Source organism: Roseibium sp. R5 (genome assembly GCF_055755305.1).
The window spans coordinates 2,866,501-2,889,685 of sequence record NZ_CM146910.1; the positions used below are offsets into that span (position 1 = coordinate 2,866,501).

Genomic DNA, 23,185 nt, shown 5'->3' on the forward strand with positions numbered 1-23,185 from the left:
TAAAAATCATTTAACTGCTGGACGCAGTCTGCGTACGAACTTCCACTCTGCAGCCCTTTTTAGTCAGCACGGCTTTGTCACTATTGGTGTCTTGTGCCGCCAAGACAGAGCGGCTATCGCAAAATTGTCTGGCTTCGTAGAAAGTCTATCAATGTCTGTCACTGCACGGACCAGCAAACACTGAATTCACACGGCTGACTGAAGCTCATTTCCAGGTTGGCTGAGGCCGTCGATTTGCATCAATTCACTGGAAAAATTTGGCGTTTCTGTCTCTTGAACGGCCATGGTGATCCGGTTGCGGCCTGTATTCTTTGACGTGTAAAGACCGGCGTCCACGATCTTGAATAGATCTGTTGGTGTCAGGCCCTCGCCGATGCCGTGATACATGCCGCCAGAAATGGTGATTTGAAAGCCTTCCGGTGCAAAATCATAGGACTCGTTTTCAACCAGTTTGCGGATTCGCTCTGCGATCATGAGCGCATCTTCCCGGCCAACATTGGGCAGAAGAAGGCCGAATTCCTCGCCGCCAAGGCGCGCGAAACAATCGCTGCGGCGCAGATGGTGGCGGATCGCCTGGCAGACCTTTACCAACGCTTCGTCGCCGGCCACATGGCCAAACCGGTCGTTGACCTGTTTGAAATGGTCCAAATCAAATTGTATCAGACCAAAATGTGTTCCGGTTGCAGGCTGAAGTTGGCCCTCCAGGCGCCGCAGGAACTCCCGGCGGTTAAAGGTCCCGGTCAATGGATCCCGCCGGGCGTCTTCATGATTGTTGCGCGCCAGCTGCTCAAATGAAATCGCCATAAAGAATGCGCCGGATATGGCAACGAACATGAGCGAAATCATCAGATGAATGTTGACTGTTCCATCTTCAATCATACCGGGACCCAATGGGCCTTCGGCCAAAAGGCCATTCAGGAGCCGGACGCCAGCCTCCAAGGCCAACAGTCCAAACGCAACGATCAGGGGGAAACTGGAAACGAGGCCACGGAACGAAGCTGAGCCATAAGTCACAGCGACGGCAACGCAAAGCGCTGCAAATAGCAGGTTGGAAGCTATATAGGCGAGGGCATACACCTCAAAAGCGTATGCCAGGGCGGCTATGATCGCGTAGATGCCCACGGGCGCGATCATGAGGCCGAACGGGGTGCCCGCTTTTTTGAGACTGCGCGCAGCGTGCAGGTGAAATCCAAACCCGGTTAGCAGGAGAACATTGGGCAGCAAGTAAGTCGCAATCACCGGCAGGACTGGAAGACTTGCAAATGCTGCGAGGGCGCCGACCGACAATGCGTTGGCAGCCGCCCAGCTTCGCCAATGCGTGTTTGGACGCGCACTGAAGGAAATGGCCAAAAAAGAAATGGCGAAGACCGACAACAGGAGCATGTTTGCCGAAAACAGTGGCAATGGCGTCATGAAAAATCGGTCTCCGGGATTTTTATCCGAGGCGCTTGTTCTTACTCTAGGGCAGAGCGGGTTTCCGGCCAATTATCTCTGCCAGCCAAAATTTCATCAAAGTGTAATCGGTGAAAGCGTTTTCTTACGCCAACTGCTCAAAAATACGTCGGCAGCGCAGACTTCCGAAATGTGCGTGTCTCCCGCGGGCTTAATGAAAAGCTCCGCTGTTTCCAGCGGGGCTTTTGAATTCTCAGTCACGTAGACCTTAGTTTTTGGTCTTGTCGACGAGAGCGTTGGACTTGATCCCCCCGCGTTTCGCCTTTGGCGAACGCTGAGGTTTTTCTGGTCATGGACAAGTCCAACGCGGGCAGAGCCTTAGTTTTTGGTCTTGTCGACGAGGGCGTTGGACTTGATCCAGGGCATCATGCCGCGAAGTTTTTCGCCAACTTCCTCGATCTGGTGTGCGTCGTTCAAACGGCGGGTTGCCTTGAACTTCGCAGCGCCAGCGCGGTACTCCTGCATCCAATCGGAGGTGAACTTGCCGTTTTGGATGTCTTCCAGAACGCGCTTCATCTCCGCCTTGGTTTCCGGCGTTACAATGCGCGGACCGGTGACATATTCGCCCCACTCAGCGGTGTTGGAGATGGAGTAGTTCATGTTGGCGATGCCGCCTTCATAGATCAGGTCGACGATCAGCTTCACTTCGTGCAAGCACTCGAAGTAAGCCATTTCCGGGGCGTAACCAGCTTCAACCAGAGTTTCGAAACCAGCGCGGATCAGTTCAACCAGACCACCACAGAGAACGGCCTGTTCGCCGAAGAGGTCGGTTTCACACTCTTCCTTGAAAGTTGTTTCGATGATGCCGGAGCGGCCGCCGCCAACGCCACAGGCGTAGGACAGGCCAAGGTCATGCGCGTTGCCGGATGCATCCTGGTGAACGGCGATAAGGCACGGGACACCGCCGCCTTTCTGGTATTCGCCGCGCACTGTGTGGCCTGGGCCCTTCGGCGCAACCATTAGGACATCGACCGTGGACTTCGGCTCAATCAGGCCGAAATGAACATTAAGGCCGTGGGCGAAAGCGATCGCGGCACCGTCGCGGATGTTGTCGGCGATGTGGTCCTTGTAGATGTCGGCCTGCAGTTCGTCCGGGGTCGCCATCATCATCAAGTCGGCCCATGCGGCAGCTTCTGCAACCGTCATGACCTTGAAGCCATCAGCTTCTGCTTTCAGTGCCGTGGTTGAACCGGCGCGCAGAGCAACAACGATTTCCTTCTGGCCGCTGTCCTTCAGGTTCATGGCATGGGCCCGGCCCTGGGAGCCGTAGCCGATGACGGCAACCTTCTTGGACTTGATGAGGTTCAGATCAGCATCACGATCGTAATAGACACGCATGGGAATTCCCTTTCCTTGAGATGATGATCAAGACCGGATCTGCTTTGATCCGGGCCTGATGTTCTTTGTTTCCTCCGTCCGGGCGTCAGGCCCCGAACAGTTGATAAAATCGGGCCACGGCTGTTTTTGCCTGGCTTTTCAGATCCTTCTCGGCAGCACTTGCGGTCTCGCCGAGAAGAAGACGGATATGGACATCGCGGATCGCCAGGCCGTAGAGAACCTGGTAGGCGTCCTCCGCATCGTCGAATTTCAAGAGCCCGTGGCGCCGGCCGGTCTCAAGCATGTTGCGCGCGCGGGCTGAAATCATGTGTTTGCCGCGGACAAGCAAAAGTTGGCCGAGACGGTTGGAATTGGTGTTCGACTGCCCGATCGAGAGCCGGTTCAGGGCCAATGAGCTTTCCGAAAACAGGACGGCGAGCAAGGCCTCGACAAAAGCTGTGACGTGGGCGCGGAACGTGTCCGGATCAGCTGTGGCACCGCTTTCTGAAGGAAACTGCACCTGGCTCGCCTGATAGGCGACGACGGCTGCGAGCAAGCCATCCCGGTCGCCGAACCATTTGTAGAGGCTCTCCTTGGAGCAGCTTGCCGTGCGCGCAAGGCCGGCAGTTGTCAGGGCTTTTTCACCGCCTTCAACCAAAAGCGTCAGCGCATGTTGCAAGACCACTTGCTGGCGCGGCGAGAACTCTGGTGCAGCGTCCGGGCGGGAAGTGGCGATGTCAAAACTGGCGGCAGGCATTTGGCTTCAGTCAACTGTTGGGTACGGGCGGGGCTCTGTGATTTTTGCAAGAACCGTACGGTACGGTTCGGATGGTGGTTATGGCAAAGTGATCAGGCAGGGTCAAGGAGAAACTTCGATCAGGTTCTTCTGAAAAATTCTCGGAGTTTTTTGAAGCGTAAAAGCGTGTGGGCGCAAGTGCAGTAGTATTAACGCATCAAGTGCGGGTGCCAGAGAGTGCGCGCGCCATTTCCTCGTCCTAAAAAGAGATCTTAGGTTTCTTCCGTAGCGTTGACATTGGCGAAACAACTAGTGTTGGGCAGTGTGTTCAACTTTTTCTAACCAGTGACGTCGGCATACTTCATGACAAAGTGCAAAAGCGTGCATTCTGCTGCCGATATTCATTATTTGTTGAATTAATCCCGATGAGATCATCCAAGAACGCGTAGATGCCAGAACGGCTGAGTTTTGTTGGGGGTCCGGATGCCGGTGAGTTTCATAGCGGCAGGCCAAAATGTCCTGAGGCGGGTGTTTGTCAGGTCAACACTGTATGCAGTGTGCGGAATCCTAGGATTTTCCTTCTTTTTCATAGGCATCAGCTATTACTCTCAAGTGTCGGGCATAACAGAACGACTTGAGCGAGACGCACGGCAAAAAGCGGAATTCGTTGCTAACATCTCCGCTCGTGAAATCGAAAACAAAAATTACGGTGAGATGGAGCGGCTGCTGAATGCGGTTGCCAAAGATGATCACGTGACCGCAGCAAAGGCCTACAGCCGGTTTGGGCAGGAATTTGCAAGCGATTTCATGTCGGCAGCGCCAACAAGCGAAGTCCAGTTCAACGAATACGCGTTCAACGCTGCACAGAATGGCGCGGCCAATCTCTTGGAAACCGACGGTTCGATCGACTACGTCCTTCCTGTCTTTCGGAATGGAACGGCTGTCGGCAGTGTGCTCGTCCGCGTTTCTAAGGCTGAGATTGCTGGCATCTTCTACAACACGCTGTGGCAGGTGGCCGCTCTATTGGGCGTCGTTGCATTCGCGTTCATTCCGGCTCTTGGCTGGCTGATGTACAAGGCCACCGCCGGGATCAGCGAGGTTACCCAAGCGGCGAAAGAGGCAACCGAAGGCTATCTTGACTGCGATCTTGAGACTGACGCGCCGGGGGAAGTTGGAGATTTACAAGCTGCATTTCGCCATATGCTCCAGACCCAGCGATCCAACATCGTAGAGATCGAACGGCTTGCTTATACCGACATGATCACGGGACTGGCCAATCGCGCCAAGTTGGACAAGCTGGCCGCGACAATGATCGACCACAAACCGGGTGCGGAAGGCGCGGTTCTTTATGTTGGTTTTGATCGGTTCAAGCTTATCAACGATATGCATGGCCACCGTGTTGGTGATGAGGTCATGCGGCAGCTTGCGGCACGCCTCGGCAGGTTGCTCGACAAGGTCGCCCATCCGCACACCAAGAATGCACCTGCGTTGGCCCGTTTCTCCGGAGACGAGTTTGTCGCGATCCTTCCCGGTCTCACAGATCCGGACCAATTGACCGAGGTGTCAGAAACCGTACTCCGGCTTCTGAGCAGGCCGGTGCAGATCGGGAGCATGTCTCTTTCAGTGAGTGCAAGTGCCGGCTTTGTGACGTACCCGGAACAAGGTGATACTGCTGAAGAGGTTATGAAGAACGCCAATCTGGCGATGTATCAGGCAAAGTCGGCAAGCCGGGGCCGGGCGGTTTCCTACAGTGAAGCGCTCAGAACACAGGCCAATGAGCGCGAACTGATTGCCGATCGTCTGCGGCATGCGGTTGATACGGGTGGCCTGGAGGTTTTTTACCAGCCAAAAGTCATCCCGGAAAATGGCAGGATCGTGGGATCGGAAGCCTTGCTCCGGTGGAATGATGAAGTCCTTGGGCATGTCTCGCCTGCGAAGTTTATTCCGATCGCCGAAGAACGGGGGTTGATTGCACTCATTGGCCGGTTCGTCTTGCAAAAAGCGCTTCACGATACCAAGCACCTCCACAATGAAGGGCTAGAAACCTCGGTGGCTGTGAACGTGTCCCCGGCGCAATTTCAGGAAGAAACCTTTATCGAAGAGACAATTGGAACCGTCAGCGAAAGTGGCGTCTCGACGGAAAAGGTCGAGTTGGAAATCACCGAGTCCAGCCTCATGGATTACTCAGACACTGTTCTGGATCGCATTCGCCCCATCCGGGAACAAGGTATCAAATTCGCCATTGATGATTTCGGGACGGGGTATTCCTGCCTCAGCAGTCTGGCAAACATGCCCTTCGACACTTTGAAGATCGACCGCTCCTTCATCATGGATATTGCGACATGTGCGGATCGCCGGACCATTGTGGAACTGATTTTCCTGATGGCTCACCAGCTTAATCTCGACACAGTGACGGAAGGCATCGAGACGCCGCTTCAAAAGGACTACCTGAAGGCTTGGGGCGGCACTTTGGGACAAGGGTATCTTTGGAGCCCGGCTGTGGCCTTTCCGGAATATCGCGCCATGATCCTGGCACAGTCCGTCGGTGCCGTCAGAACAGAAGTTGCGTCCGTGCTGCACTAGGTGTCGCGCTGACCACCAACTCGTGTGAGATCACGGGCGGACAAGCACCTGCTCTGAGAGGTCCGCACAGCTTTCGAGGATGAGATCGGCGAGAGGGCTGAGGTCGGCTGCGGTTCCTGTGCCGGATAGGACACCGATCTTCAGACCCGCTCCGGCGCTTGCTGCCATTTCCAGATCGTGCGTGTTGTCGCCGGCGACTGCGATCTGGCTGACTGGGATGCCGGTGGTTCCGGAAAACGCTTTGACCATGCCGGGGCCGGGCTTGTGCCCATGACCGCTGTCATAGCCGGCGATGAATGAAAACAGGTCTATAACACCGGTGGCGCGCAGAAAGGTGGCGATAGACGCCTCACTGTCGCTGCTTGCAACCCCCAGGATATATCCAGCGTTGTGCAGTTCGCGGAGCGATGCTTCGAGCTCCGGCAGCAATTTGGCCTTTTGCATCCCTTCCAGAAATATCCGGTCCAACACCGATGTCAGATGCTCAAGGGTGCGCGGTGCGCCGTCGTTTATGAAAGCCTCTGCAATCTCCAGAGCGTTACCGGCAGCAAACAGGCTGCCAGCCGCAGTTTTCCGTGTCCCCGGATCCATCCCACCGGCAACCAGCAAACGCTTCGACAAGAGCTCGTCGCCGTTTGCCGCGAATGCAGCTGCCTGTTCCTGTGGTGTTGCCCAAGTCGCATCAAAGTCCAGCAACGTGCCGTCTTTGTCGAAGAGGATCGCCTTGACTGTACAGGCCATGAAGCTGGTTAGTCCTCGATGATGAAGGAAATGCCGAAGGTGCAGCGAACGCCGTCAAGTTCACCTGGCCATTTGCATACGTTGAGGGTCGCTTCACCTTTGGAGGACTTGTGAACGAATTCATGCATATAGCCAGGTTTTCCCGCTGCAAGAACCTTTTTGTCATGGGCTACGAGCTCATCCGCGGTGTCTGCCCACGGGAGTTCATGGTCGGTCTTGCCAACAACGCCGCCGCCGAATTCGTTGATGGTGTCGTTGCCGAAGATGTAGACCCCATCTTCGTCTTTTGCCCAAAAGATCACTGGCATCGAGTTCATGATCTTCAGATCTGCAGCATTCATTTTATCCTCCCTGCGGTTCTCTTTCGGCGCTATCGAAAAGGCGCTGTCAGAAGGTGACACGGGATCCTTTGAACGCAAAGAAAAAGGCAGCCACTTGGACCGCCTTTTGTATCTTTAAATTTGGCTTATTCGCCTCAGCCGATGATGCCGTTCAGCGTCGCGCTTGGGCGCATCACGGCGTCGACTTTCGCCTGCGGGGCATGGTAGTAGCCGCCGGTGTCGGCAGGAGAGCCCTGGATGCCGTTGAGTTCCCCTACAATCTTGTTTTCGCTCGAGGACAAGGCTTCGGCGATCGGAGCGAACTGGGCCTTCAGATCCGCATCCTGATCCTGAGCGGCTAGAGCCTGTGCCCAATAAAGCGCGATGTAGAAGTGGCTGCCGCGGTTGTCGAGGCCGCCGACCTTCCGGGCCGGTGACTTGTTGTTGTCAAGCAGGCCTTCGATTGCCTTGTCGAGCGCATCAGCCAGAACCTGGGCCTTGGCGTTGCCCTTGACGTTTGCAAGGTGCTCCAGAGAGGCGCCAAGCGCACAGAACTCACCCAGAGAATCCCAGCGCAGGTAGTTTTCTTCCTGCAGCTGCTGAACGTGTTTCGGCGCAGAACCACCAGCACCTGTCTCAAACAGGCCGCCGCCGTTCATGAGCGGAACGATGGAGAGCATCTTTGCAGACGTACCGACTTCCAGGATCGGGTAAAGATCGGTCAGGTAGTCCCGCAGTACGTTGCCGGTGATGGAGATCGTGTCTTCGCCGCGGGCAATACGTTCGGTGGAGTATTTCGCGGCCTCGGTCGGGGCCAGGATGCGGTAGTCGAGGCCGGATGTGTCGTGATCCGGCAGATAGGCTTCCACCTTTTTGATCAGCTCCGCATCGTGTGCGCGTTCTGAGTTCAGCCAGAAGACGCCCGGCATACCGGACAGGCGCATGCGGTTGACGCCGAGTTTCACCCAGTCGCGGATTGGCGCGTCTTTGGTCCGGCATGCGCGCCAGATGTCACCACCTTCAACTGCATGCTCAATCAGGGTTTCGCCGGATGCGCTGACGACCTTGATCGTGCCGTCGCTTGGTGCCTTGAAGGTCTGCGGGTGGGAGCCATATTCCTCGGCCTTTTGGGCCATCAGGCCGACATTCGGCACTGTGCCCATTTTTGCCGGGTCGAGGGCACCGTTTTCCTTACAGAAATTGATGACGGCAGAATAAACGCCAGCATAGGAACTGTCCGGGATCACGCACTTGGCGTCACCCTCGTTGCCGTCCGGGCCCCAGCCCTTGCCGCCTGCGCGGATGAGAGCCGGCATGGAGGCATCAATGATGACGTCCGAAGAAACGTGCAGGTTGGTGATGCCCTTGTCGGAGTTCACCATGTACATGGCCGGGCCGTTGTCAAGCGCGGCCTTGATGTCCGCCTGGATTTCTGCCGCCTTGTCGGCGGGCAGGGTGGCTACCTTGGCTTCGAGGTCGCCGATGCCGAGATCCGGGTTGACGCCGAGTTCAGTGAACGTGGCCGCATGCTTCTCGAAGACGTCTTTCAGGAACGCCTTTACACAGACACCGAAGATGATCGGGTCGGAGACCTTCATCATGGTTGCCTTCATGTGCAGCGAGAACAGGATGCCCTGATCCTTGGCGTCCTGGATTTCCTTTTCCAGAAATGCGCTGAGCGCCTTGACGCTCATGTAGGTGCCGTCAATGACATCACCGTCTTCCAGTGGCCAGTCGCCTTTGAGAACGGTCTCGGAACCATCCTTGGCAGCAAAGACGATCTTGGCGGTGCCGGCTTGAGCTGCGGAAACAGTGATGGACTTCTCATTGGAGCGGAAGTCGTTCTCGCCCATTGTCGCAACATGCGTCTTGGAAGAAGACGCCCAGGCGCCCATGCGATGCGGGTTCTTCTTGGCGTATTCCTTGACCGCTTTCGGTGCGCGGCGGTCTGAGTTGCCTTCGCGCAGAACCGGGTTCACGGCAGAGCCCTTGATTCCGTCGTATCGCGCCTTGATGTCTTTTTCCGTATCGTTTGCTGGATCAGATGGGTAATCCGGAAGCTTGTAGCCCTGGTTTTGCAGCTCCTTGATGGCTGCATTCAGCTGTGGCTGCGAGGCGGAGATGTTCGGCAGCTTGATGACGTTGGCGTCCGGCTGCTTCACCATATCGCCAAGGAGCGCGAGATCATCCGACTGCTTCTGTTCATCGGTCAGAAAATCGGGAAACGTTGCCAGGATCCGGCCGGCAAGGGAGATGTCCTTGGTGCCGATGGTCAGGCCGGCGGCCTTGGTGAAGGAGCGGATGATCGGAAGGAAGGAAGCTGATGCCAGTTCCGGCGCTTCGTCAACCTTGGTGTAGATAATATCGGCCATGTTGCTCACGTTTCCTGATGGTCCAACGGGATCTGCCGGGGCAGGGAGGCGCCTCCGGACGGAGTTCGAAGAGCGTATACAATTGTACGCAATCAATTGCCAGCCCTCATAAAGGCGAAGGCCGCAAAAGCCGTGGGTGTTCTAGCAAACAGGACGAAAAACGCAATTGGCGGAAGGAAAACAGATGCCAGTATGCCATTTGTTTCCATCAGCCACTGGGAGCTGGTTCAACCCGTTTTCTCAATCAGTTGATTGCGCCGCCGTTGTCCTTGTAGCGCGCCGTGATGCGATCGAACTCGCCGTTCTCCTGCATGGTTTGCAGTTCTTTGGAGAACTCGGCGACGAAGCCTTCCGAAACGCTTTTCTTGCTGAACATGATGTAATTTGGCTCTGACGCGACAATCACTTCTGTTGGTTTGATTATTTTCGAAAGGTGGAGAGACTGGATCGCGGATGTGACCACATAAATCTCCCCCAAAATCGCATCGACCCGGCCGAGCTCAAGCTGCTTGAGGTTCAGTTCCAGGCTGTCCGTCGTCTCGATGAGGTGCGGATAGGCGTCCGACAGTGCTGGGAACGAACCCCCATAAGCATAGTCCCGTACCACACCCAACCGTTTATCGTTTTGGAAGAAGTCGCCGAGGCTTTCATAGGTATCGACGTTTTCTGCCCGCACGAACAGCACTTCGTCGGCTTTAATGTAGGGCGCTGAGAAATGTGCAAACGCCTCACGTTCAGGTGTCTTAGTAACGGGTGTGGCGATGTCTACCGTGCCGTTGCGCAAGGCATTGAGGTGTCGGGTCCAGGGCAGGGGTACTTTCACAAGATCACAGCCGAGCTTGTCGAGGATTGTCTCAATGATCTCGAAGTCCATGCCCCGGACTTCTCCATCTTCGACAATGTTGTAGGGCCGGTAATCACCTGCGCCAGCGATCAGTGTGCCGCCGCGGGGGCACTCTTGAGAAGCTGCCGTTATTGGCACAAGTCCAATCGCAAACCCCATTACTATAGCTGGAATGATTGCCGCACGGTGCATGGCATCCTTCTTTGATAGCTAATAGAACCAGATCGTACTCTCTCAGAGGAAGAATAAGAGAGTGTTGAGCTAAAGCAAAAAACACGAGGTTTTGGTTTATTGCCTGTTTGTTTGTTTCCGCTTTTGGTTGGAAGGTTTGCCAAGGCTCCCGTAATAGGTGTCTTGATTTGGGTGTGTCGGAGTTGAATGTTTGGAGTTTGTTTTCCAGAGATCTCAAGACATCGTTCGATGCGGCCCCGATTGACTCCGGTGCGGGTTGGGAATGCAGGGGCTTTAAAAGTTTCCGCCGTTCGGCTAAATCCCGCTTCATGAGCAAAAACGCAAAAATCAGAGATGAAGCGCGGACAATTACTGCGCGGCCGCCTGCTGTGATCCTATGTGAGCCACAGCTGGGCGAAAACATCGGAACAGCCGCCCGGGCGATGGCCAATTTTGGCCTGGTTGACCTACGGATCGTCAATCCGCGCGATGGCTGGCCAAGTGAAAAAGCGCGCGCTGCAGCCAGCCGGGCAGACCATGTGATCGACAAGGTTCAGGTCTTCGAGACAACGGAAGCTGCGATCGCCGATCTGAATTTCGTTTACGCAACAACAGCCCGTTCGCGCGAGGTGCCAAAACCTGTCCGCGGTCCGGATGAAGCAGCAGTCAAGGCCGTGGATCTTGGTGAGCGCCAGCATGGTGTCGGCTACTTGTTCGGCCGTGAACGCTGGGGGCTGAACAACGAGGAAGTCGCGCTTGCCGACGAAATCGTTACTTTGCCAGTCGACCCGGATTTTGCATCGCTGAACATTGCTCAGGCTGTTCTTGTTTGCGCCTACGAGTGGCGGAAAACAGCGAGCAAAGGTGAATTGCCATTCTTGTTGTCAGAGGAAGAGCATCCGCCGGCGTCCAAGGACGACATTTTGCGGATGTTCGAACACCTGGAAAGCTCTCTCGACGAAGTGAGTTTCTTTCGTCCGCCGGAGCGCCGCCCACATATGGTGCGGAACTTGCGCAACATTTTCCAAAAAGCTGAGCTCAGCGAACAGGAAGTCCGCACCTTGCGGGGCGTGATAGCTGCGCTGGAGCGTCGGGAAACACGTCCGCGTAAAACCCGTGACGTCGACGAGACAGAAGCCTGAGGAAGTGCCCGTGGGTGATGTCCGGCCAGTGCTCTTTTATGATTCAGGGTTAGGCGGGCTCACGGTTCTTCGTGAGGCGCGTTACCTGCTTCCCTATGAGCGCCTTCTTTATGTGGCGGACGATGCGGCTTTTCCAATTGGTCGCTGGCCGGAAGCAGAACTTCTTGTCAGATTAAATGACCAATTTGCCAGGCTGATCGAGGAATATGATCCAAAGGCGGTCGTGATCGCGTGCAACACCGCCTTCACGCTTGGCGGAGAGGCATTGCGTAAAGCTTTTCCAGATGTGCCGTTTGTCGGAACGGTCCCGGCGATCAAACCGGCAGCAGAGCGGACGGCGTCGGGTCTGATTTCGGTGCTGGCGACACCTGGCACGGTCCGGCGGGCTTATACCCGCTCGTTGATAGAGAGTTTCGCCGCGCAGTGTCATGTCAGGCTCGTAGGCTCTGACAATCTAGCAGAACTCGCCGAACAGCATCTGCGCGGTGAACCGGTGTCTGACGAGGCACTGCGACAGGAGATTTCGGACTGTTTTCTGGAGCAAAATGGCCAGCGGACAGATATCGTTGTTCTGGCCTGTACCCATTATCCTTTTCTGGCGAACCGGTTCCGGAAGATCGCACCATGGCCCGTCGACTGGCTGGACCCGGCCGAGGCGATCGCGCGCCAGTTGGCACGTGTTCTGGAACCGGATCTGGCATCGGCCCCATCCGAAACTGCCGACCTTGCCATTTTGACGTCAGGGGCCCGGAAACCTGCAATCGAGCGGCTTCTCGCCGGTTTTGGTCTGGCGCTTATGCCGGGCGAATGATCATGCGTAAGACCGCACTCAATCAGGTGCCGCGGTTGCGGTCTCAGGCTGCCAATGTCTTAAGAGCAATCCCGTTTTCAGTGGCTTTGGCCGCGCCCTTCAGCTGACCGAGTTCTTCCGTGATCAAGCCGGTGCTCGCCGGAACACCCTTCGGCAGGGTCAGGATCGAGACAGAGCATTGCAGAAGTGGGAAGTCCCGCATCGTCCCATAGCGGTCCTGCGCGCGCATGAAGCCCTGCTCGCGGTGTTCCGGCTGATAGAAGCTTTCAACGTCGGTCCGGAACGCGCGTCGCAGAGCCCGCATTCTCGTTGCGATTTCCATCTGATCGCCGGTCAGGAACCCTGCCATGAAATCGTCGCCGCCGATATGCCCATGGAACGAATTGTTGCCGGTTACATGTTTTTGCAGAAGTTCACTAAAGAGAATGATTGCGCGGTCGCCCTGACGGTATCCGTACGTATCGTTGAACGGCTTGAAGTTGTCGAAATCGATGTAACAAATATGCCGGTCCGATGCCGTCGTGCAGGCTGATTTCGATATGAACCGGCTCACCGCGCCATTTCCGGGAAGGCCAGTGAGAGGATTTTGATCTTGCGCCTCCTGTAGACGCTTCTCGTGAATGATCTTTAAAAGGGAGGTTGCCGAGAGGAACCCGGTGTAACGGAAATTCTGCGTGATGATGATGCCATCGGAGTTGATCGAGGAGGCAAACGTCACCAGCAACATGTCCGCATTGGAATCGATATCCGCGATCGGGCAGGCCCGCACGAATGACCGCAATGGAAAGTCGAGCGCCGCCTTGGCGTCTTCGTCATCCGGCCCTCCGGCGTAAAGATAAGCTTTCAAATCGCGTTCATGAATAATGCCGCGGGGTTCCTGGTTGGCATCCAGAACGGGAATGATGCTGGCATCCTGATTGTGAACAAAAAGATCCAGAAGATCGTTCATGGACGAATCGAATTGAACGGTTGGCAACTCCAACAGCTCATTGCGGATCCGGCATTGCTCTTCCTTGCGTTTTCCATTCGGCGTGTCGGCGCGGATGTGGTCGTAGAAAAGCTTTGCTGATCCGGGGGCAGCCGAGGGCTTTGCAATAAAATACCCCTGAACCAGGTCACAACCGGCATCCCGGCAGGCGCGGAACTCGCGTTCTGTTTCAATGCATTCTGCGATGACTCGGGCGCCTAAAACGTGGGCAAGATTTGCGACTGTTGTGACGAAGAGCTTCTTGCGTGGATCGCTGTCGATACCGCTCAGGAAAAACCGGTCGATCCGGACATATTCCGGAGACATATCGTGAAGAAGACGCAGTTCTGATGACCCGCGGCCAAAATCATCCAGGGCAATCATGAAGCCTGATTGGCGCAGGTCGCTCAGCGCATGGTGGGAGACATCACTCAGGGTTTCCTGATGGCGGCCGGAAAACTCAAGGCATATCTGGCTTTTCTGCAATCCGTATTCGACCAGGATTGCGTCCATGTTCATGCGCGGGTCTTCGTTTTCACCGAGACCGCGGCCGTCCAGTTTAAAAAACAGTTTGGTGCCCTTGGCGGTCCGTAGCGCCATAAATTTGGTCGCGGCTTTGCGCAAGAGCGCGGTTTCCAGGTGCGGTAGAAAACCTTGGGCGTGGGCCTGGTTGAGAAGATCATCTGGAGAACTGGCGCCAGCCCGGCTGCAATTGCGGATCTGTGCCTCGTAGCCGTAAACAACACCGGTACCGACATCAACAATCGGCTGAAGGGCATAATCCAGGCTGTTTAATATGTGCTTGATGGGCGGCTGGCCGGGAACCGGCTCGGGGCCATCATCCTCTTGTTCGGAATGTGAGGGCGAGAACATGTCTACCTACTAATGTCTTCAGAATACGAAAAATCGTTGGGGCCATAAAAGAGGCCGAGTTGCAGATTTCACTGGCAATTATTCTTATGGTTGTGATTGGCGGGCATAGTGAAAAACTGCAATTAAAATTTTCTAAATGTATGCATTAATTCTGACATGAAAATTACGTACGGGCATCACTGATTGGTGAGGAGGCCGATTGAGGTCCGTTTTTGCCGGTCTTGTCCGGCAGCAAGTCCTAGAAACTGAAAGAAATCTGCCGCGAACGGGCAGGTGGCATTGACTTTTGATAGCCGAAACGGTAACTCCGCGCGATCTGGCTAGATTTGATCTGGCCGGTATACGCACCCGTGGGTTTTCAGCCGGCGCCGTCTGTTGAAACCCTGTCGATCTGATCGCTCGCTGCTGCGGATGACCAGAAGAAGGAGGGCGCGTTTCCTTGTTAGAAAAACAACGCGAAGTTTAAAGGAAACCGCGATGTCAAAGCGCCATAGCGTTAAATACAAAATCGACCGCCGGATGGGCGAAAACATCTGGGGCCGTCCGAAGAGCCCGGTCAACCGTCGTGAGTACGGCCCAGGCCAGCACGGTCAGCGCCGTAAAGGCAAGCTGTCCGACTTCGGTGTTCAGCTGCGCGCAAAGCAGAAGCTGAAAGGCTACTACGGCAACATCTCCGAGAAACAGTTCCGCAAGGTCTATGCAGAAGCGTCCCGTCTGAAAGGCGATACCTCTGAGAACCTGATCGGTCTGCTGGAGCGCCGTCTCGACGCAGTCGTTTACCGTGCGAAGTTCGTACCGACCGTTTTCGCTGCCCGTCAGTTCATCAACCACGGTCACGTCAAGGTCAACGGCAAGCGCGTCAACATCCCGAGCTACCAACTGCGTCCGGGTGACGTGATTGAAGTACGTGAACGGTCCAAGCAACTCGCCATCGTTCTGGAAGCTGTCCAGTCTGCTGAGCGTGACGTGCCGGACTATGTCGATGCGGACCATGCAAAAATGACTGCAACTTACTCCCGCGTTCCGGCTTTCTCAGATGTACCGTACCCGGTGCAGATGGAACCGAACCTGGTGGTCGAGTTCTATTCGCGCTAAACCTAGCGCCGAATATAGAAAAAACTTCAAACCCCGCTTGCGACAGCGGGGTTTTTCATGACACCTGGAGTTTCACGCAAACGCCCTGCGCGGTTCTTGCATCATGTAAAACGTTTGACGCATTTTCTCGAGTGTCTGATCTACGCGCTTCTGTTCCTTCTCATTTGTTTTGTACGAGAATGTTTCGCAGTTAAATGCAGCAGACATTTCGCAGTCATTTAGCGAGTAAAGTGCAGATTTGATCGCGGGTAGCCTGCCAATCATGCGTATCTGGTCGGGTTGGAAATTACTCTCGATCATAAGCGTGCGAATGGATATCAACAAACTTGCCAGCCGAGGCAGTTGGTCGGTGTGATCATCAAGGCAGCTAGCCAGCAGCAGAACCGTTTGGAGAACACGATCCATATCTCCATTTTTGGATGCTTGCAGCGACTGCAAAAACAGCACCCTTAGCGGATCTCCGCCTGATTGCACCAATTTGCCAATAGCACGTGCTAAACGTACTTCGTCGTTAGTATGAAAAGCGAGCCATGCGGTTGTCTCAGCGACGAGGCCCGGATTGGCTGTTTCGAATTCGTGCAACGCCTTAAAAGCTGGTTCCAAGGAACTCCCATTCCTGCGCAAATAATTGAAAAAAGACGCTGTTCCTTCTGTAATACAAACTGTAGTGCAGACATCTACGTTGGCTGCGTTCGTGAGAACCACAGTTTTATTGTCCACCAAAACTTGGTTTTGGCAGTGACCTCTTTCATGCCAAAAAAAATGGTGCTGAGCCGTTTCCCAATGACCTTGGCGTGCTGCGATCCGTCCAAGATTTATATGCGGCTGAACCGCGAGTTCAGGATCGATGCGTAAAAATGCTTTTTTCTGACTATCGCAGAGCGATACCGCATCTGCGATTTGACGGCATTTCACCAACAAAAGTGCAAAGGAGTTGGCGGCTGCGGCGAGGCTTGTGTTGTCATTAGCCGCTATGGCGGAGTCGAACGCTGCGTGGACTGTTTGTTGCCATTCCCGGATGGGGCGGCGTATCAGATAGTCGCCGTTCCAGAAAGGCTGTGTGAACACCGGTTTCATTATAAAAATACCGATGCGGCCGGACAGGCAAGATCAGCTTGGTTTTGAGTGCTCCAGCCTCTGAACCATCGCGCGGTCTTCGCTTCATCCAACGACAGGCTGCCATCCGGTTTCAGCTCACCAATTGTATTGTAATCATTGTTGAGAGCTACGGTGCACTTGCCGACCCGACCGTCAGCGCGCAATACAAACGAGTTCGCTTTCGCTGCGTAGCATACGTAACTCTCGTCATGCTTGCGCTCCATGCCGCTGGTTTCTTCATCTGATGGAACCGGGTGGGAGTTTTCACCCCAGCCGCGCTCCTGGTTTTCCAGGACAAGCTCAGATAGGTCGGCGTCACCACCTAAATTTTCGACAGGCTGGAGTGTGAAGCGGAAACGTTTGTCTTGTCCGTACCTAGTTTCAAGCCACTGCGCGAAATCATTAAGAACATACTCGTTTTTTCGGGTCAGATGCAGCCGAAGTAGTATCTCTCCTGCTTCTATCGGCAATTGATAAATGGCATCCAGATTGGCCATTATCTGCTCGAAACTACCTTTTCCATTTGCCTGAAGGCGCGTAGTATCGTGAAATTCGCTCGGGCCATCGAGTGATATCTGGTAATCGACCACATAATTGTCGACCAATGCGCGATACGCGTCTGCGGTCAGCAGAAAACCGTTGGTGGTCATGCCGGCACGCAAATAAACGTTGTGTTCCCGGCATACGGATTTCGCAGTCTCCATCACCTCAAGGACGGTGTCCAACGCAACTGTTGGCTCCCCGCCAAACCAGTTAATTTCCAGTGATTTAATGGTGGGCACACGAGTTCGAAGCAGGTTTTTGACACCCGACAAAACATCGGGTTTCATCTTGCCTATCTTAAAATCCTCATAGCAGTAGACGCAACGAAAGTTGCATTTCTCCGTTGGCATGATGATGAGGTGAAGATGGTTCTGGTTCCAAGCGGCTTTAAAGTTGTCAGCCAGATGTAAACTGCCCCCGTTGTTGGGGAAATTGGATCCCGCTTCCATAGTGGTGCTCCAAACTAACCTAACACATTTCGTGAGGAAGATACTGGCTCAGAAGGGGTGCCAGTATCTTCGTTTGGATGTCACCGGCGCTGAGCAAGTTGGTCCATTGCTGGTGCCATACACGCGGTATTGTTGCAGGTTCCAAAATTGGAGCTGTCTGCCAGAGCATCGGCGTCAAATGCACCCTTCATGTCTGCAATTTGTTTTGCGATATCAGGATTGGTAATTCTGATATTGCCCATGCTGTCGACACGAACGTCTTTGAGATTGAGATTTGAAAATACCTTAGCAAAGTCGTCAGACATAACTACTCTCCCTATTGTACAATCTACGGGTTCAATAAGTGAACTTCCGCAAGGTAAGGTTATCACGACTTTTGAGTGTTTTAAAAATAAATTCTATTTTAGGTGTCGTAAATTTTCGGGCTAACTAAACTAGGTGACGTGATTGAAGTTCGTGAACGGTCCAAGCAACTCGCCATCGTTCTGGAAGCTGTCCAGTCTGCTGAGCGTGACGTGCCGGACTATGTCGATGCGGACCATGCAAAAATGACTGCAACTTACTCCCGCGTTCCGGCTTTCTCAGATGTACCGTACCCGGTGCAGATGGAACCGAACTTGGTGGTCGAGTTCTATTCGCGCTAAACCTAGCGCCGAATACAAAACACCTAAGGGCTGCTTTCGGGCAGCCCTTCTTCTTTGTGGCGGATAATTGTTTTCCAAAGCATGGCGGTTCGATAGATTTGTACCGATCGGTAGGGCCGTGTTTTGCGAAAACGTATTCGTTCGATTACGGACCTTGACGGCTCTCCTTGAAAAAGAAAATCTGATGCCCGAATTGAGCGGCCTAATCCCCAATGGCAGCAGGCCGCGAGTTTTCATTCGGTTTCACCGGACGAGGCATTGAATGGTATTTCGCTTCTTTCTTTTCACCGCAATTGTCTTGTGGTCAGGGCAATTGTCAGCGCGAACCATTGTCAATGTTGGTTTGACATCGATTCAACCCCCACTGGTCTTCAGCGGGAGCGAAGAACGTGGCCTGATCTACGATGTTTTGGCCGCTCTTAACGATCATCAGGACGACTTCACTTTCACGCCGAGCCTCGTTCCAGCCAAGCGATTGCTTGCCAATCATCAGACAGATGATTTTCATCTTATCGCCTACAATGACGTTCTTTGGGGGTGGGCGCAGCGTGGCGGTAAGCCAAGTGTCAATCTCACCAATGGCAAGGATCTGTTTTTTCAGCTGAAAGGCACTAACCAAACAAACGGAATCACTGCGCAGATCGGTGCGGTGATGGGGTTTCACTATGCATTTTCAAACTTTGATGCTGAAAAACTTGGGTCGATGCCGAATGTGAGCCTTGTTAGTGACGAAAGCGGTGTGCTCAAACTCGTCGAATATGGCCGCGTTGACAAAGGCATTGCGAGCGAAACGTTTCTCAATTGGGTTTCGGTATCCGAGCCAGAAGTCTACGCCAAACTGCAGATATTCGCTGACCAGCCGGACCACACGTACAATCGGCAATTCGTCGTTTTTCCCTATGCGCCAATCACGGTTGAGCAACTGAATATCTATTTGCGTGGGTTGAAGGCTTCCGGTGTTCTCGGCGAAGTCTATGCCAAATACGGAATAAAGATTCCGGACTTTTGACCTTCTTTTGGCGCTGGGTCTTATGCAGTTACATCCCCGCCACGGTGGCGGAGATGTATTTTCGAGAGCGCCGTGGAGAGGCGGTTTAGTGGGCCACCATTTCTTCCACGATCTGCTGACCGGTCAGCTCAGCCGGATAGTAGGTTGGCCAGTTGGTCACTTCTTTCAAAAGGGCAGCCCGATCGTCTCCCCAGTACAGGTGGTAGTGATCTGCTGCTGCCGGTGAGATTTTATGGTCGCTGAACTGGATATACTCCGGCGCGCTTTCATCGCCTGACACTTTTTGGAAGATGTAGCGAACACCACGATTGCCCTTCTTGTAGGTCAGGATTTCATAGCCGTCATAGGTATAGGCGCCGCTTGCGGTTCCGCTGTCTTTGACAAAGCGGACGATATCTCCGTCAATCTCTATGGAATCGACGTCGGTCTTGTAGCCGATCAGGTAATAGTCCTTGTACTCATCGGCAGTTTTTGTGCCGTGTTCGGCCTTGTGTTCCATGACCGGGTCCAGTGTCCCTTCAGTGAGGTACGGATAGACCGATTGCCAGTTTCCCGCCCAATCGGAAAGGGACCGGTTCTCAATCTGATCATCCTCAAAGTAGCCTTTGTAGATTTCTGACTTCTCGGAATGGGACCCGTGAGAGTGACTGTGATTGTGGTCTTTTGGTTGGGCCTTTTCGGTTGCTGCGACAGGTGCGGCAGCGAACAGTGCCGCGGCCAAACCCAACTTGAGAGCAGTTGCTTGGAGAAGACCTGCAGACGAATGAAACTTCACGATAAACCTCTTTTTACAAGATATGTAATGTTATTACATAACAGAAAAACCAATAGTCATTTATGACATGTCTGGCAACCGAGAAATTGGATCAGAACTGGGCTGGTGGATGATGGAGGGGAATAATCCGCCCAGAGTTCTTGGCCTTGAGACCGCAATCCGGTATGTCAGCCGTCAATTGTTTCCGGACAGGGTACCAGGGCATCAGATCATGTACGACATTGCCGACAGCACGAACATCCACGTTCCAGCGCTCTTGCGCAAAGCGCCGTCGAGCGTTGAGTTCAAGAAACTGCGCAAACGGCTTCTGCGCCAGGCCCGCGAAGCCATCAGCGATTTCGGGATGGTGCCGGAGGGGGCATCGGAGACCAGCCGGCCAAAGTGGCTGGTCTGTCTGTCCGGTGGCAAGGACAGCTACACGCTCCTGGCGGTTTTGATCGAGCTGAAGTGGCGCGGGCTGCTGCCGGTAGATCTGGTCGCCTGCAATCTCGACCAGGCCCAGCCGGGGTTCCCGCCGGAGATCCTGCCGAAGTTCTTTGAAGACAACGGCATCGAGCACATCATCGTGCGCGAGGACACCTATTCCATTGTCACCGACAAGATCCCGGAGCATCGAACCTATTGTTCGCTGTGCTCGCGTTTGCGCCGGGGAATCCTTTACCGCGTGGCACGGGAGCAGGGATGCGAGGCCATCGTCCTCGGTCACCACCGCGACGATATTCTCGAAACGTTTTTCATGAACCTGTTTCATGGCGGGCGGCTGGCGTCGATGCCGCCCAAGCTGATCAACGACGAGGGCGATCTCCTGGTTTTGCGCCCGCTTGCCTATGCGGCGGAGCGCGACATCCAGAAGTTTTCCGACGGCATGGAATTCCCGATCATCCCATGCAACTTATGTGGCTCCCAAGACGGTCTGCAGCGTGAGGAAGTCAAACGCATGCTCCAGGCCTGGGAAAGAGAAACACCGGGCCGTCTGGGTGTTATGGCCCGCGCGCTCGGCCACACACGGCCATCGCATCTGCTTGATCGCAAGCTCTATGATTTTGTCAATTTGCGCCCACAGGAAGGCGCCGGGGAAGAGAGCAGCGGTGAAGCAGAAGAGCCGTGCGGGGCGAGCCTTGCCATGACCGCGAAGCTCTTTGCAGCTGAGTAACCGAAACAAACCTACTTGCGGACCCGCATCGCTGGATTGCTGGACAATGCTCCGGTGCGTTTCTATCTTTCCGGCATGACAGCGCGCCCGCAATTAACGTCGAACGACTACACCATCGTGGTGGAGCCGCTTGCTGGGGAAACCGTTGCCTCACTTGGTGGTGAGGTTCTGGCGCGCTCCACTCGTGCCCGGGTGATGTATGAAACGCGTTTGCCGCCGGTGGTCTATTTTCCAGAAGAAGACATTGTCGCAGAATTGGAGCCGGCCTCAGAGCACAGGACGTTCTGCCCGTTCAAGGGAACGGCTTCTTACAGTCATGTCCATGTGGGCGCTCGCGTTCTGGAAAACGGGGCCTGGCGGTATCCCAATGCCCTGCCTGAAGGTCAGGCCGTGGACGGATGCCTTGCTTTCATGCCGGCAGATGGGCTGCATGTTACTCATAACGGATCGGCGATTGATACGATCCTCGGAGGCAATATTTCCGGCCCAACGGTAGACTGGCTTTTGCGCGAGGCCTGGACAGCCAAGTCGCCTGAGGAGCTGTTGGCTGCGCTGGGCAAGCGGCTGGTCGCTGATGGCGTTGCAGTCTGGCGAATGAGTGTTCTCGTCTGGTCGCTTCATCCCATGATTGCCGGCCGGCACATCATCTGGAACCGGGAAGGGGACACGATCGAGAGCCGGCAGCCGTCCTATGAGCTCATGGAAAGCCCGATTTTTCAGGAAAGCCCGCTCCGGCATGTGGCTGATGGGCTGGGCGGGATCCGGCAAAAACTCGACACCAACCCCGATGAGTTCAGCTTCCCTGTGATGGAGGATTTCCGAAAGCAAGGTGTGACGGATTATGTCGCCATGCCTTTGCCGTTTTCGGACGGCCGCGTCAATGTTTTGACCCTTGCCAGCGATCACTCGAACGGCTTTACGACAGCCAATCTCGGACTGGTTTATGAATGCTCCGCGCTGATCAGCCGCTTGTTTGAGGTGTTCGCGCTTACATCCAATGCGACCTCTCTGCTGGAGACTTATCTGGGCAAAAGAACCGGGGCCCGCGTTCTTGGTGGTGAGATCCGGCGCGGAGACGGCGATGTCATTGACGCGGCGATCCTGTTTTGCGACTTGCGGCATTCCACCAGGCTTGAAACGGAGCTTGGCCGGGAAGCTTATGTGCGGGAGCTCAACCGCTTTTTTGAAGTCGCCACCGACATTGTGAATGCCCATGACGGCGAGGTTCTGAAATTTATCGGGGATGCCGTTCTTGCGATTTTCCCGGCCAGTCAGGGCAATCAGAAGGCTTGCGCTCAAGCGGTTACAAGTGCGGAACAGATTGTCGAGAAACTGGCCGATGTCGCAGGAACCGACCATCATCCGCTAACCTCTGCCATCGGCATCGCGTATGGTGAGGTGACTTACGGCAACGTCGGGTCACGGGAGCGGCTCGATTTCACAGTCATCGGTAGCGCTGCCAATATCGCTGCCCGGCTAGGAGAGTATGGCAAGACCCGCGGCCATGCCGTTGTTATGTCACGAGAAGTGGCTGAAGCGACGGCTAACCCGATGGAACGGCTGGGGGCGCTCGCCCTTCATAATGTCCAGGAAGACGTCGAAGCTTTTGCACATTCCGTCTCGAAGGCGCTAGCTGCGTCCTAAACTCGTTACTGGACCTTCGGATTGCCCGCGAAACCTCCAACCGGCTGGTTGCGCACCAGAATCACGAGCCCTTCCTTGCTTGGCTCTGCATCTTTCAGGGCAACGCCACCATAGTTCTCGCAAAGTTCGTCGGCGCTTTTGCTGCGGGAAGGCGTGAACATGGTGAGGGCCTGGCATTCCACCCGGCGCAGTTCACTTTCCTGCGGTGTGGGCATCACCAATTCGAAGGTCAATCCGGCGCCGATCACTGCGGCCACTGCGATGGTTGCGTAAGCAAACTTGTTCATAGTCCCCGTTCCCATGTCCTGGCCCCGGTCCGTTATGGGGCGCTGCGGTATGGACGGAGAATGGCGGAACGCACCTATACTCACCCTGAATCCGGCATTCACCTTGCGTTCATGTTAGGCGATTCGGCAATTTTTGCCGAATAACGCCAGCGTTTCAGG

Annotated in this window: 20 protein-coding genes and 1 pseudogene; 8 read left to right on the plus strand and 13 right to left on the minus strand. The window is 54.7% G+C overall.

Annotated elements, in window-relative coordinates; all coding sequences use genetic code 11:
* Positions 1-186: 186 nt before the first annotated feature.
* The 3 genes from AC0J4F_RS13330 to AC0J4F_RS13340 form a co-directional block, all read right to left on the minus strand.
* Positions 187-1,413 carry a GGDEF domain-containing protein gene (locus tag AC0J4F_RS13330; protein ID WP_473023709.1) on the minus strand — a complete coding sequence of 409 codons (1,227 nt, stop codon included), beginning with the start codon at positions 1,411-1,413 and terminating at the stop codon, positions 187-189.
* A 357-nt stretch (positions 1,414-1,770) separates the two neighbouring features.
* Positions 1,771-2,790: a ketol-acid reductoisomerase gene (gene ilvC, locus AC0J4F_RS13335; protein ID WP_008194118.1), complete on the minus strand. Its 1,020-nt coding sequence runs from the start codon at positions 2,788-2,790 to the stop codon at positions 1,771-1,773.
* A gap of 85 nt (positions 2,791-2,875) precedes the next feature.
* Positions 2,876-3,526, minus strand: coding sequence for a TetR/AcrR family transcriptional regulator (locus AC0J4F_RS13340; RefSeq protein ID WP_133946663.1), 651 nt, complete (start codon positions 3,524-3,526; stop codon positions 2,876-2,878).
* Between the two features lie 732 nt (positions 3,527-4,258).
* Here AC0J4F_RS13340 and AC0J4F_RS13345 point away from each other — a divergent pair.
* The gene (locus AC0J4F_RS13345) at positions 4,259-6,088 is read left to right on the plus strand and encodes a putative bifunctional diguanylate cyclase/phosphodiesterase (protein WP_473023710.1); all 1,830 of its coding nucleotides are present in this window, start codon (positions 4,259-4,261) and stop codon (positions 6,086-6,088) included.
* 30 nt (positions 6,089-6,118) lie between these two features.
* Here the strand turns inward: AC0J4F_RS13345 and AC0J4F_RS13350 are convergent, their stop codons facing one another.
* The 4 genes from AC0J4F_RS13350 to AC0J4F_RS13365 form a co-directional block, all read right to left on the minus strand.
* Positions 6,119-6,829: an HAD family hydrolase gene (locus AC0J4F_RS13350; protein WP_473023711.1), complete on the minus strand. Its 711-nt coding sequence runs from the start codon at positions 6,827-6,829 to the stop codon at positions 6,119-6,121.
* An 8-nt stretch (positions 6,830-6,837) separates the two neighbouring features.
* On the minus strand, positions 6,838-7,170 hold the full coding sequence (locus AC0J4F_RS13355) for a PAS domain-containing protein (protein WP_473023712.1): 333 nt from the start codon (positions 7,168-7,170) through the stop codon (positions 6,838-6,840).
* A 134-nt stretch (positions 7,171-7,304) separates the two neighbouring features.
* Positions 7,305-9,521, minus strand: coding sequence for an NADP-dependent isocitrate dehydrogenase (locus tag AC0J4F_RS13360; protein WP_473023713.1), 2,217 nt, complete (start codon positions 9,519-9,521; stop codon positions 7,305-7,307).
* Positions 9,522-9,765: 244 nt separating this feature from the next.
* Complete coding sequence (locus AC0J4F_RS13365) at positions 9,766-10,557, minus strand: substrate-binding periplasmic protein (protein ID WP_473023714.1); 792 nt, start codon at positions 10,555-10,557, stop codon at positions 9,766-9,768.
* A 308-nt stretch (positions 10,558-10,865) separates the two neighbouring features.
* Here AC0J4F_RS13365 and AC0J4F_RS13370 point away from each other — a divergent pair, with 308 nt between their 5' ends.
* The gene (locus AC0J4F_RS13370; protein WP_133946667.1) at positions 10,866-11,678 is read left to right on the plus strand and encodes an RNA methyltransferase; all 813 of its coding nucleotides are present in this window, start codon (positions 10,866-10,868) and stop codon (positions 11,676-11,678) included.
* A 4-nt stretch (positions 11,679-11,682) separates the two neighbouring features.
* Positions 11,683-12,489 carry a glutamate racemase gene (gene murI / locus AC0J4F_RS13375; protein WP_473026431.1) on the plus strand — a complete coding sequence of 269 codons (807 nt, stop codon included), beginning with the start codon at positions 11,683-11,685 and terminating at the stop codon, positions 12,487-12,489.
* Positions 12,490-12,532: 43 nt separating this feature from the next.
* On the opposite strand, the gene AC0J4F_RS13380 is transcribed toward murI, so the two are convergent.
* Positions 12,533-14,329 carry an EAL domain-containing protein gene (locus tag AC0J4F_RS13380; RefSeq protein WP_473023715.1) on the minus strand — a complete coding sequence of 599 codons (1,797 nt, stop codon included), beginning with the start codon at positions 14,327-14,329 and terminating at the stop codon, positions 12,533-12,535.
* Positions 14,330-14,806: 477 nt separating this feature from the next.
* On the opposite strand from AC0J4F_RS13380, the gene rpsD reads away from it, so the two are divergent.
* Positions 14,807-15,424, plus strand: coding sequence for a 30S ribosomal protein S4 (rpsD, locus tag AC0J4F_RS13385; RefSeq protein ID WP_133946670.1), 618 nt, complete (start codon positions 14,807-14,809; stop codon positions 15,422-15,424).
* 72 nt (positions 15,425-15,496) lie between these two features.
* Here rpsD and AC0J4F_RS13390 read toward each other — a convergent pair whose 3' ends face one another.
* The 3 genes from AC0J4F_RS13390 to AC0J4F_RS13400 all read right to left on the minus strand — a co-directional run bounded on the left by AC0J4F_RS13390 (position 15,497) and on the right by AC0J4F_RS13400 (position 17,819).
* Entirely contained in the window at positions 15,497-16,501 is a 1,005-nt protein-coding gene (locus tag AC0J4F_RS13390; protein ID WP_473023716.1) for a hypothetical protein, read from the minus strand.
* Positions 16,501-17,514 carry a radical SAM protein gene (locus tag AC0J4F_RS13395; protein ID WP_133946672.1) on the minus strand — a complete coding sequence of 338 codons (1,014 nt, stop codon included), beginning with the start codon at positions 17,512-17,514 and terminating at the stop codon, positions 16,501-16,503. Before AC0J4F_RS13395 ends, AC0J4F_RS13390 begins: the two co-directional genes overlap by 1 nt.
* A gap of 80 nt (positions 17,515-17,594) precedes the next feature.
* Positions 17,595-17,819 carry a hypothetical protein gene (locus tag AC0J4F_RS13400; protein ID WP_133946673.1) on the minus strand — a complete coding sequence of 75 codons (225 nt, stop codon included), beginning with the start codon at positions 17,817-17,819 and terminating at the stop codon, positions 17,595-17,597.
* A gap of 126 nt (positions 17,820-17,945) precedes the next feature.
* On the opposite strand from AC0J4F_RS13400, the pseudogene AC0J4F_RS13405 reads away from it, so the two are divergent.
* Positions 17,946-18,158: pseudogene (locus AC0J4F_RS13405) on the plus strand (30S ribosomal protein S4); the annotation flags it as partial.
* 262 nt (positions 18,159-18,420) lie between these two features.
* Positions 18,421-19,167 (plus strand): hypothetical protein, encoded by a 747-nt coding sequence (locus AC0J4F_RS13410; protein WP_209002139.1) that lies wholly within the window; start codon positions 18,421-18,423, stop codon positions 19,165-19,167.
* Between the two features lie 85 nt (positions 19,168-19,252).
* Here AC0J4F_RS13410 and AC0J4F_RS13415 read toward each other — a convergent pair whose 3' ends face one another.
* Positions 19,253-19,942, minus strand: coding sequence for a ZinT family metal-binding protein (locus AC0J4F_RS13415; RefSeq protein ID WP_473023717.1), 690 nt, complete (start codon positions 19,940-19,942; stop codon positions 19,253-19,255).
* 211 nt (positions 19,943-20,153) lie between these two features.
* Between AC0J4F_RS13415 and ttcA the strand changes: the two genes are divergently transcribed.
* A complete protein-coding gene (gene ttcA / locus AC0J4F_RS13420; protein WP_473023718.1) occupies positions 20,154-21,095 on the plus strand; it encodes a tRNA 2-thiocytidine(32) synthetase TtcA in 942 nt (313 codons plus the stop codon).
* Positions 21,096-21,149: 54 nt separating this feature from the next.
* Entirely contained in the window at positions 21,150-22,739 is a 1,590-nt protein-coding gene (locus tag AC0J4F_RS13425) for a DUF427 domain-containing protein (RefSeq protein ID WP_473023719.1), read from the plus strand.
* A gap of 5 nt (positions 22,740-22,744) precedes the next feature.
* On the opposite strand, the gene AC0J4F_RS13430 is transcribed toward AC0J4F_RS13425, so the two are convergent.
* Entirely contained in the window at positions 22,745-23,026 is a 282-nt protein-coding gene (locus tag AC0J4F_RS13430) for an antitermination protein (RefSeq protein WP_420340426.1), read from the minus strand.
* Between the last annotated feature and the right edge of the window lie 159 nt (positions 23,027-23,185).